At 72.4% G+C, this 15,510-nt stretch carries 16 protein-coding genes; 10 read left to right on the forward strand and 6 right to left on the reverse strand.

Translation table 11 applies throughout. The features are described from left to right. Nucleotides 1-3 precede the first annotated feature (3 nt). The 7 genes from rpmJ (at nucleotide 4) to truA (ending at nucleotide 4,491) form a co-directional block, all read left to right on the forward strand. Nucleotides 4-117 (forward strand): 50S ribosomal protein L36, encoded by a 114-nt coding sequence (gene rpmJ, locus Q5530_RS09815; protein WP_010148647.1) that lies wholly within the window; start codon nucleotides 4-6, stop codon nucleotides 115-117. 216 nt (nucleotides 118-333) lie between these two features. After that, a complete protein-coding gene (rpsM, locus tag Q5530_RS09820) occupies nucleotides 334-714 on the forward strand; it encodes a 30S ribosomal protein S13 (protein WP_380634290.1) in 381 nt (126 codons plus the stop codon). Between the two features lie 33 nt (nucleotides 715-747). Further along, nucleotides 748-1,155 (forward strand): 30S ribosomal protein S11, encoded by a 408-nt coding sequence (gene rpsK / locus Q5530_RS09825; protein ID WP_015105236.1) that lies wholly within the window; start codon nucleotides 748-750, stop codon nucleotides 1,153-1,155. Nucleotides 1,156-1,178: 23 nt separating this feature from the next. Then, a complete protein-coding gene (rpsD, locus tag Q5530_RS09830; protein WP_344036119.1) occupies nucleotides 1,179-1,784 on the forward strand; it encodes a 30S ribosomal protein S4 in 606 nt (201 codons plus the stop codon). Nucleotides 1,785-1,947: 163 nt separating this feature from the next. Next, nucleotides 1,948-3,006, forward strand: coding sequence for a DNA-directed RNA polymerase subunit alpha (locus Q5530_RS09835; RefSeq protein WP_380634288.1), 1,059 nt, complete (start codon nucleotides 1,948-1,950; stop codon nucleotides 3,004-3,006). Between the two features lie 58 nt (nucleotides 3,007-3,064). Beyond that, nucleotides 3,065-3,643: a 50S ribosomal protein L17 gene (gene rplQ / locus Q5530_RS09840; protein WP_415361873.1), complete on the forward strand. Its 579-nt coding sequence runs from the start codon at nucleotides 3,065-3,067 to the stop codon at nucleotides 3,641-3,643. Nucleotides 3,644-3,702: 59 nt separating this feature from the next. After that, on the forward strand, nucleotides 3,703-4,491 hold the full coding sequence (gene truA / locus Q5530_RS09845; protein ID WP_415361874.1) for a tRNA pseudouridine(38-40) synthase TruA: 789 nt from the start codon (nucleotides 3,703-3,705) through the stop codon (nucleotides 4,489-4,491). Nucleotides 4,492-4,494: 3 nt separating this feature from the next. On the opposite strand, the gene Q5530_RS09850 is transcribed toward truA, so the two are convergent. The 4 genes from Q5530_RS09850 to eccE form a co-directional block, all read right to left on the reverse strand. Further along, a complete protein-coding gene (locus Q5530_RS09850) occupies nucleotides 4,495-5,094 on the reverse strand; it encodes a Uma2 family endonuclease (protein ID WP_415361875.1) in 600 nt (199 codons plus the stop codon). Between the two features lie 148 nt (nucleotides 5,095-5,242). Then, a complete protein-coding gene (locus tag Q5530_RS09855; protein WP_415361876.1) occupies nucleotides 5,243-6,802 on the reverse strand; it encodes a S8 family peptidase in 1,560 nt (519 codons plus the stop codon). 258 nt (nucleotides 6,803-7,060) lie between these two features. Beyond that, entirely contained in the window at nucleotides 7,061-7,765 is a 705-nt protein-coding gene (locus Q5530_RS09860; protein WP_380634646.1) for a hypothetical protein, read from the reverse strand. Between the two features lie 14 nt (nucleotides 7,766-7,779). Beyond that, nucleotides 7,780-8,982 (reverse strand): type VII secretion protein EccE, encoded by a 1,203-nt coding sequence (eccE, locus tag Q5530_RS09865; protein ID WP_415362084.1) that lies wholly within the window; start codon nucleotides 8,980-8,982, stop codon nucleotides 7,780-7,782. A gap of 283 nt (nucleotides 8,983-9,265) precedes the next feature. Here eccE and eccB point away from each other — a divergent pair, with 283 nt between their 5' ends. From eccB to Q5530_RS09880, 3 genes are all read left to right on the forward strand, one after another. After that, complete coding sequence (gene eccB, locus Q5530_RS09870) at nucleotides 9,266-10,909, forward strand: type VII secretion protein EccB (protein WP_415361877.1); 1,644 nt, start codon at nucleotides 9,266-9,268, stop codon at nucleotides 10,907-10,909. Nucleotides 10,910-10,998: 89 nt separating this feature from the next. Further along, entirely contained in the window at nucleotides 10,999-11,355 is a 357-nt protein-coding gene (locus Q5530_RS09875; RefSeq protein ID WP_415361878.1) for a hypothetical protein, read from the forward strand. Further along, on the forward strand, nucleotides 11,355-12,473 hold the full coding sequence (locus Q5530_RS09880; RefSeq protein ID WP_415361879.1) for a WXG100 family type VII secretion target: 1,119 nt from the start codon (nucleotides 11,355-11,357) through the stop codon (nucleotides 12,471-12,473). The genes Q5530_RS09875 and Q5530_RS09880 overlap by 1 nt, the downstream gene beginning before the upstream one ends. Nucleotides 12,474-12,547: 74 nt before the next feature. On the opposite strand, the gene mycP is transcribed toward Q5530_RS09880, so the two are convergent. Then, entirely contained in the window at nucleotides 12,548-13,975 is a 1,428-nt protein-coding gene (gene mycP / locus Q5530_RS09885; protein WP_415361880.1) for a type VII secretion-associated serine protease mycosin, read from the reverse strand. A 7-nt stretch (nucleotides 13,976-13,982) separates the two neighbouring features. Then, on the reverse strand, nucleotides 13,983-15,377 hold the full coding sequence (gene eccD / locus Q5530_RS09890; RefSeq protein ID WP_415361881.1) for a type VII secretion integral membrane protein EccD: 1,395 nt from the start codon (nucleotides 15,375-15,377) through the stop codon (nucleotides 13,983-13,985). Between the last annotated feature and the right edge of the window lie 133 nt (nucleotides 15,378-15,510).

Genomic DNA, 15,510 nt, shown 5'->3' on the forward strand with positions numbered 1-15,510 from the left:
GGCGTGAAGGTCCAGCCGAGCGTCAAGAAGATCTGCGACAAGTGCAAGGTGATCCGCCGCCACGGCCGGGTCATGGTGATCTGCGAGAACCTGCGCCACAAGCAGCGCCAGGGCTGACCAGCACCGACCGAGCACGGGTCGAGTCTTCACCGACGCGACACGGAAGCAAGCCTCCTCGCACCTGCCCCGCGGCACACCCGCGCGGGCACACCCCCGGACTCCAGGCCGGGGCCGGGACACCGGTCGTGAGAACGACCGGATGGCGCAGCGAGTCAGTCCCGGAACCGGGCGAGGAGCAGACCTGGAGAAACGACGACAGGAGCAAAGCGCCGCATGGCACGACTCGTTGGCGTCGACCTCCCCCGCGAGAAGCGGTTGGAGATCGCGCTCACCTACATCTTCGGCATCGGGCGCACCCGCTCCCAGGAAGTGCTGAAGGCGACGGAGCTCTCCCCGGACGTCCGGGTGCGGGAGCTCTCCGATGAGGACCTGGCCAAGCTCCGGGACTACATCGAGAACAACTTCAAGGTCGAGGGTGACCTCCGCCGCGAGGTTCAGGCCGACATCCGCCGCAAGATGGAAATCGGCACCTACCAGGGGCTGCGCCACCGTCGCAACCTGCCCGTCCGCGGGCAGCGCACCAAGACGAACGCGCGCACCCGCAAGGGTCCGAAGAAGACCGTGGCGGGCAAGAAGAAGGCCGGCAAGAAGTAAGACCTCGCGCACTACGTAGGAGATCACCCAGAGATGCCACCCAAGTCCCGTACGGGCGCCGGGGTCAAGAAGGTCCGGCGCAAGGAGAAGAAGAACGTCTCGCACGGCCAGGCCCACATCAAGAGCACGTTCAACAACACCATCGTGTCCATCACGGACCCGCTGGGCAACGTGATCAGCTGGGCCTCCGCCGGCCACGTCGGCTTCAAGGGCTCGCGCAAGTCGACGCCCTTCGCCGCGCAGATGGCCGCGGAGAACGCCGCGCGCAAGGCCGCCGAGCACGGCATGCGCAAGGTGGACGTGTTCGTGAAGGGTCCCGGCTCCGGCCGCGAGACCGCGATCCGTTCGCTGCAGGCCGCCGGTCTCGAGGTCGGCACCATCCAGGACGTGACCCCGCAGCCCCACAACGGCTGCCGCCCGCCCAAGCGGCGCCGGGTCTGAGGCACGGGGAGGAGTAAGACACCATGGCTCGCTACACCGGACCGGCCACGCGCATCTCGCGTCGCCTCAAGGTCGACCTCGTGGGCGGGGACCAGGCGTTCGAGCGCCGTCCCTACCCGCCCGGCCAGCACGGCCGCGGTCGCATCAAGGAGTCGGAGTACCTGCTCCAGCTCCAGGAGAAGCAGAAGGCCCGTTACACGTACGGCGTGCTGGAGAAGCAGTTCCGCCGCTACTACGAGGAAGCGGTCCGCCGCACCGGCAAGACCGGTGAGAACCTGCTCCAGATCCTGGAGTCCCGCCTGGACAACGTCGTGTACCGCGCGGGTCTCGCGCGCACCCGGCGCCAGGCCCGCCAGCTGGTCAGCCACGGTCACTTCATCGTGAACGGCCAGAAGGTGAACATCCCGAGCTACCGGGTGTCGAAGTTCGACATCATCGACGTGAAGCCGAAGTCGCTGCCGACGCTCCCGTTCGAGGCCGCTCGCGCCTCGTTCGGCGACCGCCCGGTGCCGGCGTGGCTCCAGGTCGTGCAGTCGAACCTGAGGATCCTGGTCCACCAGCTCCCGGAGCGGGCGCAGATCGACACGCCCGTCACCGAGCAGCTGATCGTCGAGCTCTACTCGAAGTGATCCTCCCGGAGGGGCCGGCTCGCGTTCTCGAACCGGGCAGGTCCCTCCGGTCGGGTCCCGCGGCGGCACGGAATGGTGTGCCGCGCGCGTTCGCCGGTCTCCGCGACTGGTGTCCCACGGCGTCATATGGCGGGCGCCGGGGTAAGAGAAGAGGAAGAACCCAGTGCTGATTTCCCAGCGTCCCTCGCTCAGCGAGGAAGCGGTCAACGAGACCCGCTCCCGGTTCGTCATCGAGCCGCTGGAGCCGGGCTTCGGCTACACCCTCGGCAACTCCATCCGCCGCACCCTGCTGTCGTCCATCCCCGGCGCGGCCGTGACCAGCATCCGCATCGACGGCGTGCTGCACGAGTTCACGACCGTGCCCGGTGTGAAGGAGGACGTCACCGACGTCATCCTCAACCTCAAGGAGCTGGTCGTCAGCTCCGAGGAGGACGAGCCGGTGACCATGTACCTGCGCAAGCAGGGGCCTGGTGCGGTGACCGCAGGCGACATCGTGCCCCCGGCCGGTGTCACCGTGCACAACCCGGACCTGCACATCGCGACCCTGAACGGCAAGGGCAAGCTGGAGATCGAGCTCGTGGTCGAGCGCGGTCGCGGCTACGTCCCCGCCGTGCAGAACAAGCAGGCCGGTGCCGAGATCGGCCGCATCCCCGTCGACTCGATCTACTCGCCCGTCATGAAGGTGACCTACAAGGTCGAGGCCACCCGTGTCGAGCAGCGGACCGACTTCGACAAGCTGATCCTCGACGTGGAGACCAAGCCCTCCATCACGCCGCGCGACGCCGTCGCGTCCGCGGGCAAGACGCTGGTGGAGCTGTTCGGCCTCGCACGCGAGCTGAACGTCGACGCCGAGGGCATCGAGATCGGCCCCTCGCCCGCCGAGGCGGACACCATCGCGGCGTTCGCGATGCCGATCGAGGACCTGGACCTCACCGTCCGGTCCTACAACTGCCTGAAGCGCGAGGGCATCCACACGGTGGGCGAGCTGGTCTCGCGCAGCGAGGCGGACCTGCTGGACATCCGCAACTTCGGCGCCAAGTCGATCGACGAGGTCAAGATGAAGCTCGTCGGCCTCGGCCTCGCGCTGAAGGACAGCCCCCCCGGGTTCGACCCCTCGGCCGCCGCGTCGGACTACCCGACCGACGGTGGTTGGGGTGCCGCGGACACGTCCGTGGACACCCACGACGACGGCCAGGACTACGCGGAGACCGAGCAGCTCTGAGGCCGCTTAGCGGCCGGGCCGGAGCAGAGGATCAGGAAGAAATCCGAGGAGCAATTCGATGCCCACCCCGACTAAGGGACCCCGTCTCGGGGGCTCGCCGGCCCACGAGCGGCTGATGCTGGCCAACCTGGCCACGTCCCTGTTCACCCACGGTCGGATCACGACCACGGAGGCGAAGGCGAAGCGGCTCCGGCCGTACGCCGAGAAGCTGATCACCAAGGCGAAGGCCGGTGACCTGCACAACCGTCGCGAGATCCTCAAGGTCATCCGCGACAAGGACATCGTGCACAAGCTGTTCGCCGAGATCGGCCCGCAGTTCGCCGAGCGCACCGGCGGCTACACCCGCATCACCAAGACGCTGCCGCGCAAGGGCGACAACGCCCCCATGGCCGTGATCGAGCTGGTCGCGGAGCAGACCGTCGCCTCCGAGGCCGAGCGGGCCCGCAAGACCCGCTTCGCCAAGGACGAGGCCCCGAAGGCCACCGAGGCCACCGAGGCCGAGGAGACCAAGGCCGAGGACGTGGAGGACCAGGACGCCGAGGCGCCCGAGTCCGCCACGAAGGACGCGAACGAGGAGCCCGCCGAGGGCGCCGACGACGAGTCCGCCCAGTCGCAGGCCAAGAAGGACGAGTCCTGACGGACTCCCCCTTCGCCGACGAGCCCGTCGCCCCCTCTCGGGGTGACGGGCTCGTTCGCGTGCGCCTGGACCTGGCCTACGACGGCACGGACTTCTCGGGGTGGGCCCGCCAGCCGGGCCGGCGCACGGTGTGCGGGGTGCTGGAGGACACCATGTCCACGGTGCTGCGCTTCGACGTCGGCCTGACCGTGGCGGGGCGCACGGACGCCGGGGTGCACGCCTCGGGTCAGGTGGCGCACGTCGACCTGCCCCCGACCGTCGACGTGGCCGGCCTGCCGAGGCGGCTGGCGCGGGCCCTGCCGCCGGACGTGCGGGTGTTCTCGGCGCGGGTGGTGCCGGCGGAGTTCGACGCGCGGTTCGCGGCGCTGCGGCGGCACTACGAGTACCGGGTCACCGACGCGCCCTCCGGGGCCCACCCGCTGCGGCGGGTGGACACGCTGGCCTGGCCCCGGCCGCTGGACGTGGGCGCGCTGGGCGAGGCGTCCCGGCTGCTGCTGGGCGAGCACGACTTCTGCGCGTTCTGCCGCCGCCGGGAGGGCGCGACGACGATCCGCGAGCTCCAGCGGCTGGAGTGGGTGCGGGAGGGCGGGCTGCTGACCGCCCACGTGTCGGCGGACGCGTTCTGCCACTCCATGGTGCGCAGCCTGGTGGGGGCGCTGCTGGCGGTGGGGGAGGGGCGCAAGCCCGTCGGGTGGCCCGCCTCCCTGCTGTCGCTGAGCGGGCGGTCGAGCGAGGTGGCGGTGGCCCCGGCGCACGGGTTGTCGCTGGTGCGGGTGGACTACCCGGCCGACGGGGAGCTGGCCGCGCGGGCGGCCGTCACGCGCAACGTGCGCGGCGCGCCGGCCTGAGGGCTACCAGCCGAGGACGCCGCTCAGGTCCACGGGAATCGGGAGCGGTGCCGCCTCGACGGTCGCCCGACAGCCCGTGAGCAGGACGTCCTGGGCGAGGTACCGCCCCTGAACGAGACGGTACGCGGTCAGCTCCAGCCGGTCCCGCTGGTTGACGGTCCACACGAAGGGCACCCCTGCCGAAGCGAAGGCGGTCACCTTGCTCTCCTGCTCGGCCCGCGTGTTGCCCGGAGACCAGACCTCGACCGCCATGAGCATCGACTCCGCGGGGAAGCTCGCGTCGAGTTCGGGGTCCTGGTCGAGGACCACCACGTCCGGGATCAGGCCGGTGCGCAGCGCGGAGGAGATCCTGACCGCCACGCCGGGCACGACGTGCAGGTCCTTCCGGCCCGCGGCCCAGATGGCGTCTTCGATTTGCCTGGTCAACCGGTGGACGACGCGCTGGTGCCTACCGGCTGGTGAAGGAGACATGTGGAAGTACCCGTAGATCAGCTCGGTGCGTGACCCGTCCGTCGGTTCGGGAAGGGCCAGCCAGTCCTCGACGGTGTGAGGGCCGATCGGGTGCTGCACGGCTGCGGACATCTCCACCTCCTGGATCGACATGAGTATGAGCCTGCCCTCGCCCCAACGGCCAAACAACCCCCCTGACCAGGTGAAACGCGCACGGCCCCCTCACCGGCGGAAGGTGGTGAGGGGGCCGCGCGCGGTGTGCGCGCCCGGGGCTACCGGGGGCTCACGGGACCGGCGGGGCTCAGAGGTCGAGCGTCCACGAGTCGATGAAGCCGGTGTCCTGCCGGTACGCGTCGCGCACCCGCAGCTGCCACGTGCCGTTCGAGTTCTCGGCCGACAGGTTCACCGTGTAGGTCGCGTCGAGGTTGGCCGCGCTGTCCGAGCCGGACTCCACCTTCAGCCGCTTCACCGCGCCGCTGGGCGTGATCAGGTCGACCGCCAGGTCGCCGCGGTAGGAGTGCTTGACGTGCACCTCGACCCGCGCCGCCGCGCCGGCCTTGCCCGCGCAGCCCGACACGGCGATCGAGCTGGTCGCCGTGCCCAGGTCCGGCACGGCCACGTCGGTGGCGTTGGTCTGGGCGTCGCAGCCGGTGGGCGGCTCGGTGGCGTCGCCGACCACGCGCAGCAGCTTGTTCGGCGAGCCGGTGCCCGGACTCGTCACCACGCCGTTCGTGGCGCCGTCCACCAGGGCGTCCCGCACCTGCTGCGGGGTCGCGGTGGGGTTGGCGGCCAGGTAGACCGCCGCCGCGCCGGCCACGTGCGGGGACGCCATGGACGTGCCGCTGATGGTGTTGGTGGCGGTGTCGTTGGTGTACCAGGCCGAGGTGATCGACGAGCCCGGCGCGAAGATGTCCACGCAGGTGCCGACGTTGGAGAACGACGACCGGGCGTCGGTGTTGGTGGTGGAGCCGACCGTGATCGCCTCCGCCGTGCGGGCGGGCGAGTAGTTGCACGCGTCCGCGCCGTTGCTGTTGCCCGCCGCGATGGCGTAGGTGACGCCGGAGGCGATGGAGTTGCGCACGGCCTGGTCCACGGTGGCGTCCGCGCCGCCGCCCAGCGACATGTTCGCCACGGCCGGCTTGACCGCGTTGGCGGTCACCCAGTCGATACCGGCGATGACGCCCGCGTAGGTGCCGGAGCCCGCGCAGTTCAGCACCCGCACGCCGACCAGCTTCGACAGCTTCGCCACGCCGTGCGCGGTGCCCGCGACGGTGCCCGCCACGTGCGTGCCGTGGCCGTTGCAGTCGGCGGTGTCGTTGTCGTTGTCGACGGTGTCGCGGCCGGACGACGCGCGGCCGCCGAAGTCGCCGTGCGAGTTCCGGATGCCGGTGTCGATGATGTACGCCGTGACGCCCTCACCCTCGTTCGGGTAGGTGTAGGAGTTGTCCAGCGGCAGCGCGGCCTGGTCGATCCGGTCGAGGCCCCACGACGGGGTCGGCGCCTGCGTGCCGGAGATCGTGACCTCGCCGTCCTGCTGCACGTACGACACCGACGGGTCGGCGGCCAGCCTGCGGGCCTGGGCCTCGGTCATGGTGGCCGAGAACCCGCGCAGCGCACGCGTGTAGGTGTGCTTGACGACGGCCTGGTACTTGCCGCTCAGCGCGCTCACGCTGCTCGCGCCCGTGTCCTTGAGCACGACGATGTAGCTGTCCTTCACCGCGTTCGGCGCGCCGAGCCCGCGGATGTCCCCCTCCGCCGCTGCGCTGAAGGTGGTCAGCGCCGCCGTCACCGCGAATGCCGTGCCGGTGGCCAGGCCGGCTCCGCCCAGCCTCCTCGTCCAGGACGTGCGAACATCTCCCATGTGCGGCGTCTCCTCCTCGCAGGGTTGTGTTCGCACGGTGTCGAGCCCGATACCGTCCGAACACGGTGAGTCGTTCCTAGTTCGCCTGCGGGGGCTGCGCAAGAATTATTTGGAAACATAGGACGAACGGCCGATCAACACTTTTTTTCCAGCTGTCAACGAATTGCTGCGTAAAGTGCCTGGACCGATCGCAAAAAATATGCCCCCGAACCTGTCGGTCCGGGGGCGGTAAAGCGTGGCGGGTCGGTCGTCGAGGGTTCAGTCGCCGCGGCGCACGGCACCCAGGATCTGCTGCTCACCGGGCGTCGTGACCAGGCGCAACGGCCGCCACAGGTTCGTGCCCAGCGCGATCACCTGGTCGTCCTTCAACGTCGTCAGCTGGTGCGCCATCTGCGGCGGCAACCGCCAGATCTGCGACGCCAACTGCGCCTGCCCGATCGGCAGCCGCTGGAGCAGCACCAGGTCCGCGGTATTCGCCGTGGTCGCCGCCTGCGGGTGCAAATACGGCAACACGTACATGGTGGTCTGCCACGGCGACCGCGGCGGGAACAGCTCCTGCGGCACGTGCCCGCCGTCGTGCACGACCAGCAGCGGGCTGTCCTCCGACGGCCGGGGCAGCTCCACCGGGCTCAGCCGGCGCAGCTGCACCAGCGGCGAGGGGCGCCCGTCCTGGCCCGCGCCCGCCGCGCGCACGACCGGCTGCCACGCCGCCGGGCGGCCGGTGGCGATGGTGATCCACGCGCCCGTCGCCATGGCCCGCAGCGCGATCTGCCGCGCCAGGTACAGCCCGCCCACGACCACCATGCGGGTGGGCGCGGAGCGCAGCACCGAGATCGTCAGCGGCTCGCCCTGGAGGCCCGAGCCGAGCACCATGCCGCCGCGGTCGCCCGACGGGCTCACCACGTCCAGCAGTTGCGGCGACACCAGGAACTCCGGGGCCACGCCCGCGCCGCGCGAGTTCATCAGCCGGGGGTTGGTCACGCCACACCGCCCAGCGGGAGGGTCGCGGCCAGGCCCGAGACCTGGAGGCCGTTCAACGGGGTCAGGGTGATGTCCAGCTTGTCCGCCAGCGTCTTGAGCCGGTCGTCGGCGCGGTCCAGCTCGGACGGCGTCCGCGCGCTGACCCGCACCATGCCGCGCAGGCCGACCTGGCCCTCCTCGGTGCTCGGCGAGATGGTCAACGACAGCGTGGACGACAGCGCGCGCACCCCGGTCAGGGCGTTGAGGTTGTTGCGCATCCCCTTCGCGGGCCAGCCGGTGATCGCGTAGCTGGAGTGGCCGACGCCGCCCGCGGTCACGCCGGACCACTTCTCCCGCAGCGACACCGCGTTGTTCGACCCGGCCACCGAGGTCAGCTCGGCGGCCGAGATGCCCGCCCGGATCAGCTCGTCGGGGTCCAGCGGCCGGATCGACACCCCGGTCGACTCCAGCGCGTTGCGCACCCGCGACAGCGCGCCGATCAGCGCGCGGTGGGCGCCCACGACGCCGCCGCCGCGCTCCCGGATCGCCGCCTGGCACCGCCGCGGGTCCAGCCGCACCGCGATCCACGTGGTGCGCCGCGCCGCGGCGGGCAGCGGGCCCAGCACCTCCAGGTAGGAGTTCAGGGCCGGGGAGTTCGCCGGCAGCGCCGCGCTGCCGGGGTAGCAGTGCCAGATCACCGAGATCGCGTCCAGCACCACGCCGCGGTCCTCCAGCGTCGGCGCCAGCGCGCCCAGCGGCAGCGACGGCGCGCTGCCCACCGCGGTGATGAGGTTCGGCGCCGGGTCGACCAGCAGCACGGCGGTCCACGCGCCCTGGTGCCACGCCAGGCCCAGCGGGTTGCGCTCGTGGTCGATCCCCTTGGCCACCACCAGGTCCGGCACCGCCAGGCGCAGCAGCGCCACCCGCGGGTCGTCCGGGCCGATGACCGAGTCCTCCTCCTCCGACGGGGGCTTCGCCTCCACCGGGCCGGTGCGCTTGGCCGTGCGGCCGTGCGAGCGGGAGCTGTAGCGCACCACCAACGAGATCCACTGGGTCAGCCAGCGGCCCCGGGACTTCGTGAACGCGAGGACCAGGGCGATCAGCACCACGCCGCCCGCGACGTACATCGGCACGGGCGCGACGGTGTCCCCGGTCGCGCCGACCGCGATCAGCACCAGGCCGATGGCGATGCCGACCTCCAGCACCACCAGGTTGGCCACCGGCAGCGCGCCCAGGCTGGCGCCGGCGGTGCGGCGGCGGGCGCGGAGGAGGGTGGCGCGCACGGCGTTCCCGGCGGACTGCGCGCGGGCCGCGGCGGGGTTGGGCGGCCCCGGCTGCGGGGCGGGTCCCGGTCGTGGGGTGGTGACGGACATCCGGTCTGGTTCTCTTTCCGTCGGCGTGCGCCGGGCGGACCTGCCGGGTCTGGCCAACCCGCGCACGGACCACCCGCCGTCCGGCTATCGTGCAAGACCGTACCGCGACCGGGAGAGCAGCGAGCCGAGAATGGCATCAACACCCACCACCAAGTCACAGGTCCAGGCGTACCGATTCGTGCTGCGCCGGATGCAGTCCGCCCTGGTCCGCCGGGACGCGGTGATGCTGCACGACCCGATGCGGACGCACTCCCGCGCCACCGGGGTCGGCGTGCTGCTGGGTGTCGTGATCCTGATCGGCTTCCTCATCTACGGCTTCTTCTCCCCGGACCCGCAGGTGGACGACAACACGCAGATCGCCATCTCCAAGGAGACCGGCCAGGTCTACGTGGTGCGCCAGGGCAACCCGCGCACGCTCATCCCGATGACGAACCTGGCGTCCGCGCGACTGCTGCTGCTGGCCCAGCAGCAGCCCGACAAGAGCCAGTCCGCGGTGGGCGGCTCGGACGCGCCGGCGGGCTCCGCCGCGCAGGCCGGTGCGCCGCAGGCCGCGGGCGGCGACCCGAAGCTGGTCACCGAGAAGGCGCTGGCGAAGCTGCCCAAGGGCCGGCTGACCGGCATCCCGGACGGCCCGGACGTGCTGCCCAAGACCGGTGACCGGATCGGCGCCGACTGGTCGGTGTGCGACGCGCTGACCCTCGACGAGTCGCTGAACGACCCGGGGTCGCCGGGCCGGTTCACCACCACGGTGCTCGCCGGCTACAGCGGCGGCGACCAGGTGCTGGACGGCAACCAGGCCCTGCTGGTGCGCGCGGGCACCGACGACAAGCAGGCGTACCTGATCTACAAGGCGCCGGTGAACTCCAAGGTCACCTCGACCTCCACGGTGCGCGCCAAGGTCGACCTGACCCAGGCCGAGGTGCTCACCGCGCTGAACCTGAACAACCGGCGGCCGCGGGCGATCAGCTCCGGCCTGCTCAACGCGATCCCCGAGGCCAAGCCGCTGGTGGCGCCCGAGATCGAGGGCCGCGACCAGCCCGTGACCTACGTCTCGAACGAGCGCCTGAAGGTCGGCGACGTCATCGAGGTGGCGCGCACCGGCGCCGATCCGGTGTTCTACGTGGCGCTGCGCGAGGGGCTCCAGGAGATCAGCCGCGCGGCGGGCGACCTGATCCGCGCGAAGTACGCGCAGGGCGCCCGGCCGCGCCAGGTGGACATCGCCCGGACCAACAACGCGCAGAAGGTCAGCGAGCTGGACTTCGACGACTACCCGACCGAGGTGCCCGAGGTCCTCCAGGACAACCAGAACAACCGGGTGATCTGCCTGGGCTGGCAGGCGAAGGACATGGCCTCGGCCAACCGGTCGCAGCACACCAGGGTGACCATCTCGCCGTCGCTGCCGATCCCGTCCGACGTGGCGCCGGTGGACATCAACCAGGTGGGCGCGACCGGCGAGGTGGTCAGCCAGTTCGTGATGGCGCCGGGCAAGGCGGCCGTGGTGCGCAGCGCGACGTCCACGCAGGACTTCGCCACCGGCCCGATCCACCTGATCACCGGGCGCGGGGTGAAGTACGGCATCCCCGACACCCTGACCTCGGGCGCGCTCGGCCTCGGCGCGGACGGGTTCGTGCCCGGTCCCGAGTCGATCCTGCGGCTGCTGCCCAACGGGCCCCAGCTCAACCGCAACGACGCCTCCCGCAGCTGGGACTCCATCCCGGTGCCCAAGGAGAACGGGCTGCTGCCCGAGCAGCAGCGGGCCCGCCAGGGCGGCTGAGCGGGGCTGAGCGGGGCCGCCAAGGCGGCTGGGCGCGGCGGCGGAACCGGAGCGGACCGGCCTCCGTCACAGGTGCGGGAGGTGACGGGGTGAACGAGGTCCCACTCGGGTCCGCGGCGGCGGGCGTGTCGGTCGACCCGCGCTGGATCGAGCTGTACGCCGAGCGCCTGGAGGACGCCGCCGCCGAGCTGTCCCGGGCGCGCGACGACCTGCGCCGGGCGCCCGTGCCGCCCGACGGCTTCGGCGAGCTGGGGCGCGTGCTGCGCGGCGGCGTCGCCTACCAGCGGGCCGCCGGTGTGCTCCACCAGCAGCTCGACCGGGCGTGCGAGGTGCTGGCGGCGGCCGCCGAGGGGCTGCACCGCGTGTCCGAGCACTACGGCAGCCAGGACGACGAGGCGCTCGCGCTGGTCCGCGCCGCCGGCCGGCGCCTGGACGGGGTGGGCTGATGCGGGCCGGGGACGGCCGTCAGCTGGCCGCCGCGGTGGGACCGGAGCTGGACTACCTGTCCGGCATCAGCCGCCGGCTCGGCGTGCGGGACCTGGTCGCCGAGTACTTCAGGCCGGTGCTGGGCGAGTGGGGCGAGCTCCAGGACGAGGCCGAGCGGTGGCGCGCGGCCGGCGTGGTGGTCGAGCGCGTGACGCGCGACCTGACCGAGCCCCTGAGCAAGCTCGACTCGGCCTGGCGGGGCCGGGACGCCGATTCGTTCGTGGACCACGTGCGCCAGGTGGGCCTGGCCGGGCAGGACGTGTCCGACGCGATGCACGCCATGGGCGAGGCGCTGGACCAGACCGCCGAGGTGGTGCGGGGCATCGTGCGGGACATGTCGCGGGTGTTCGCCGAGGCGGCCGACGCGGTGTCGGGCGCGGCGGCCCTGCCGCTGGACGGCGACCGGCGCGTGGTGGAGCTGCTGGACGAGCTGCACGACCCGGCGAGGGAGCTGCACGAGGCCGTGCGCGACGTGCTGGAGGCGTTCGTCCGGCTGTGCGAGGGCGTGTCCGAGCCGGAGCGGTTCGGGGACGTGGTGGTGGAGCACCGCTACCCCGAGCGGAACTGGGCGTTCAGCGCGCCGGAGCAGCCCGCGGCCGACCAGCCGGGGAGGCCCGCGCCGGGTGGGGCCGAGGCGGGGCAGCCTGCCGACCCGAAGCCTGCCGGTGCTGGTGCCGCTGCTGGTGCTGGTGCTGCGGCCGGCGGTGGTGGCGGTGGCGTGCCCGGTGGTGGTGCGCCGGGTGGTGGTGGCGTGCCCGGCGGTGGCGGTGTGCCGGGTGGTCCCGGCGGTGGCGCGTCCGAGCAGGTGCAGCAGGGCGGGTCGACGACCGTCGCCGGGCCCTCCGCCGAACCCGCGCCGCGACCGGCGGCGGCAGCGGCGGCGGCACCGGGTGGTGCGGCGGGCGGCGCGGCCGGGACGGGCGTGGTGGGCGGCGGCATGATGCCCCCCATGGGCGGCGCCGGCGGCCAGCAGGGCGGCGACCGGGAGCACCAGTCGAAGGTCCGGGTCACCGGCACCGCCGAGGAGCTGTTCGGCAGGCCCAAGAAGTCCGCGCCCCCGGTGCTCGGCGAGGACTGAGAGCCCGAGACCGAGAGCCGAAGAAAGGGCCGCCCGGACGAACCCGGGCGGCCCTTTCCACGTTCTCCGCGAGGTCAGATCAGCGATCTCTTCGCCGGCACGGCCGCGCGGCGGGCCCGGTTCCGGTTCACCGTGTGCACGATGAACAGCGTCAGCAGCAGCAGGCCCACGCCCGCGCCCGTGCCCGACAGCGCCACGATCATCGGCGTCCGGTCCGGCGGGTTCAGCGGGTCGAGGGTGGTCATCACCTGCTCCGGCGACACGGGCTTCGCGCCCGGCCGCTCCGAGGGCAGTTCCGCGGTCAGCGCGGCCACCGGGTTGATCATCCCGTAGCCGACCTTGCGGTCCCGCCCCTCCGGGTTGCCGGGGTGCTGCGCGGTGGCCTTGATGCGGTTCATCACCTGCCGCGCGTCGAGGTGCGGGAACCGCTCGCGCACCAGCGCCGCCACGCCCGCCACGTAGGGCGCCGCGAAGCTGGTGCCCTGGATCCTGGTGGGCTTCCCACTCGGGTCGACGTTCGCGTCGGTCAGGCCCTCGCCCGCCGGGTCGAGGGTGACGATGCCCTCGCCGGGCGCGGCCACGCTGACCCACGGGCCCCACACCGAGAACGACGAGACCTCGCCGATCTGGTTGATCGAGGCCACGGACAGCACGTTCTCGGCGTACCACGGGGGCGAGGCGACCACCCGGACGTCGTCGACGTCCTCGTTGTCGTTCTGCCCCTCGCAGCCGTTGGCGGGGTCGATGTTGCCCGCCGCGGTCACCACGACCACGTCCCGGGCGTTGACCGCCCAGTCGATCGCGGCCTGGAGCTCGCGCTCCTGCCTGCTCGGCTCGTGGGGCGCGGCGCAGGCGGTCAGCGAGATGTTGACGACCTGCGCGCCCTGCTCGACCGCGACCACGATGGCCTGCGCCAGCGTGCCGACCTTGCCCGCGGTGGGCCGGTTGTCGACCTTCGCCGGGTCCTTGAACTCGTAGTGCTTGCTGGTCTGCCGGATCGCGATGACCTGGACCTCGGGCGCGGCCCCGACGAAGCCGGTCGCGTCGTCCCGGCTGGCCGCGGCGACGCCCGCCACCCCGGTGCCGTGGCCGTCGCAGTCCTTGACGCCCTTCTCGTCGGTCTCGACGTAGTCGCCGCCCGCGCTGACCCGGCCGGCCAGGCGCGGGTGCTGGGCGTTGACGCCGGTGTCGATGACCGCCAGCTTCACGTTCCGGCCGGTGGCGAAGCGGTGCGCCTCCTCCAGGCGCAGCTGCATCTGCCCCCACGGCCGGTTCTCGATGCGCCGGTTGTTCGTGCCCGACCGGATGCACTCGACGCTCTTGGTGTAGTTGACGTCCTCCCGCGCCGGCACGTTCGCCGGCCGCAGCCCCGGGTCGACCGGCGGCGGCTGTGAGTTCGGCCGGTCCGGCGGCGCGGCAGAGGTCGGCTGGGCGTGCGCGCCGGGCCCGGTCACCAGGGTGACCGCCACGGCGAGCAGCGCGGCGAGCTTGCGGGTCCGCATCACGACCTCACGCCGGGATGAGCTGGCGCATGGCGACGTACAGGTCCATCACGGCCAGCGCCAGCGGCAGCACGGCGGCGATCAGGATCGCCTCCAGCACGTCCACCGTGCGGCGCAGCACCGGCGAGAACTTCTGGTTGGGGAAGATCACGCCGAGCACCAGGGCCGCCGCGCCCACGGCCACCAGCGAGCCGAACACGTACAGCAGCCGGTCGGCGGGCGAGGACTGGAGCAGCCACCCGACCAGCACGCCGGTGCCCGCCACCATGCCGCTGACCAGCAGCGCCACCGCCTGCGCGCCGTTGGCGTAGGAGCGGCCGCGCAGCAGCAGCACCAGGGTCACCACGATCGCCAGCAGCGTGCCCCAGATGCTGTCGTCGGAGGCGGCGATCACGCCGAACACCGCGGCGATGCCGCCGCAGCCGATGATCGTGCCGGTCAGGTACTCGTGGGCGTTGGCGGTGCGGCGCTCGATGACCGAGTACTCCGGGAAGCCGGTGTCCTCCTTGAGGTCCTCGGCGCTGCCCGGGACGGTCGGCAGCGGCAGCTTGGCCAGCTGGATGGTCAGCCGCGGCAGCGCGGACAGCGCCGCCAGGGAGACCGCCGCGGTGGCCGCCGCGATGCCCTCGACCGGGTGGTCGACGAAGATGCCGATCAGGAACGCCAGGCCGCTGAGCGCGCCCGCGGTGGCGGCGGCGATGAACACCGTGATGCCGCGCCCGATCAGCAGGATCGCCACCGAGGCGAAGATCAGCACCAGCGCGCTGGCCAGCAGCAGGCTCGGCCGGCCGACCGGTCCGGGCACGGCGTAGAGGCCGGCCACGTACGCCATCGGCAGGCCGCCCGCCGCGGCGATCAGCACGCCGGTGCCGGTGGCGTTGTACGAGCGGGAGATGACCGCGCCCGCGGCCAGCGCCGCGATGGCCACCAGGCCCGCGCTGAGGGCGGGGCCCAGGTTGGTGCCGCCCGCCAGCGGGCCGGACAGCAGCACCGCGACCGCGGCCGTGATCAGCGCCAGCGCGCCCGCGAGGTGGCCGTAGCGGCGCGCGGTGTCCTTGGTCCACGGCCGGAAGCTGTCCGGGTCGGACTCGGCGATCGCGTCGACCACGTCGTCGTACAGCGGCGGCGGCGGGTTCTCGTTGCGCTTGCGGAGCTGGAGCAGCTCGCCGTCGACCACGCCGAGCGAGGCCAGCGTGCGGCTGGGGTCGAGCGGGCCGTCGCCGAGCTTGGCCAGGGCCCACCCACCGTGCCGCACACCGCCGTCCGGAGTGGCCTCCTTGGCCATGTCCAGCAGCATCGGCAGGAGGTCGGCCACGGCCACGTCGGCGGGCAGCGCGACGTCGATGCGCGTCCGCGGCGCCACCACCGTCACCCGGCTGAACACCGTCGTACCGGTCGCCACCAGCGCCCCCTAAAGTCCTGGATGAGTGTGTGCCGCAGGTCGCCCCGACTGTATTGGTCCGGTCGGCGGACCCTCCGGCGGACCCAAGTATGGCCGTCCCGGGCCTCCCGGCAGTGCCGTTCCGCACAACACG

The sequence above is a fragment of the Saccharothrix sp. BKS2 genome (genome assembly GCF_047689505.1).
In the GTDB taxonomy this organism is placed as follows: domain Bacteria; phylum Actinomycetota; class Actinomycetes; order Mycobacteriales; family Pseudonocardiaceae; genus Actinosynnema; species Actinosynnema lopnurensis.

What these genes read in the sequence shown, in the direction of transcription:
- rpsM (WP_380634290.1), top strand. Translation starts at nt 334, where the DNA reads ATGGCACGACTCGTTGGCGTCGACCTCCCCCGCGAGAAGCGGTTGGAG.
- rpsK (WP_015105236.1), top strand. Translation starts at nt 748, where the DNA reads ATGCCACCCAAGTCCCGTACGGGCGCCGGGGTCAAGAAGGTCCGGCGC.
- rpsD (WP_344036119.1), top strand. Translation starts at nt 1,179, where the DNA reads ATGGCTCGCTACACCGGACCGGCCACGCGCATCTCGCGTCGCCTCAAG.
- rplQ (WP_415361873.1), top strand. Translation starts at nt 3,065, where the DNA reads ATGCCCACCCCGACTAAGGGACCCCGTCTCGGGGGCTCGCCGGCCCAC.
- Q5530_RS09850 (WP_415361875.1), bottom strand. Translation starts at nt 5,094, where the DNA reads ATGTCGATCCAGGAGGTGGAGATGTCCGCAGCCGTGCAGCACCCGATC.
- Q5530_RS09855 (WP_415361876.1), bottom strand. Translation starts at nt 6,802, where the DNA reads ATGGGAGATGTTCGCACGTCCTGGACGAGGAGGCTGGGCGGAGCCGGC.
- Q5530_RS09860 (WP_380634646.1), bottom strand. Translation starts at nt 7,765, where the DNA reads ATGAACTCGCGCGGCGCGGGCGTGGCCCCGGAGTTCCTGGTGTCGCCG.
- eccB (WP_415361877.1), top strand. Translation starts at nt 9,266, where the DNA reads ATGGCATCAACACCCACCACCAAGTCACAGGTCCAGGCGTACCGATTC.
- Q5530_RS09880 (WP_415361879.1), top strand. Translation starts at nt 11,355, where the DNA reads ATGCGGGCCGGGGACGGCCGTCAGCTGGCCGCCGCGGTGGGACCGGAG.
- mycP (WP_415361880.1), bottom strand. Translation starts at nt 13,975, where the DNA reads ATGCGGACCCGCAAGCTCGCCGCGCTGCTCGCCGTGGCGGTCACCCTG.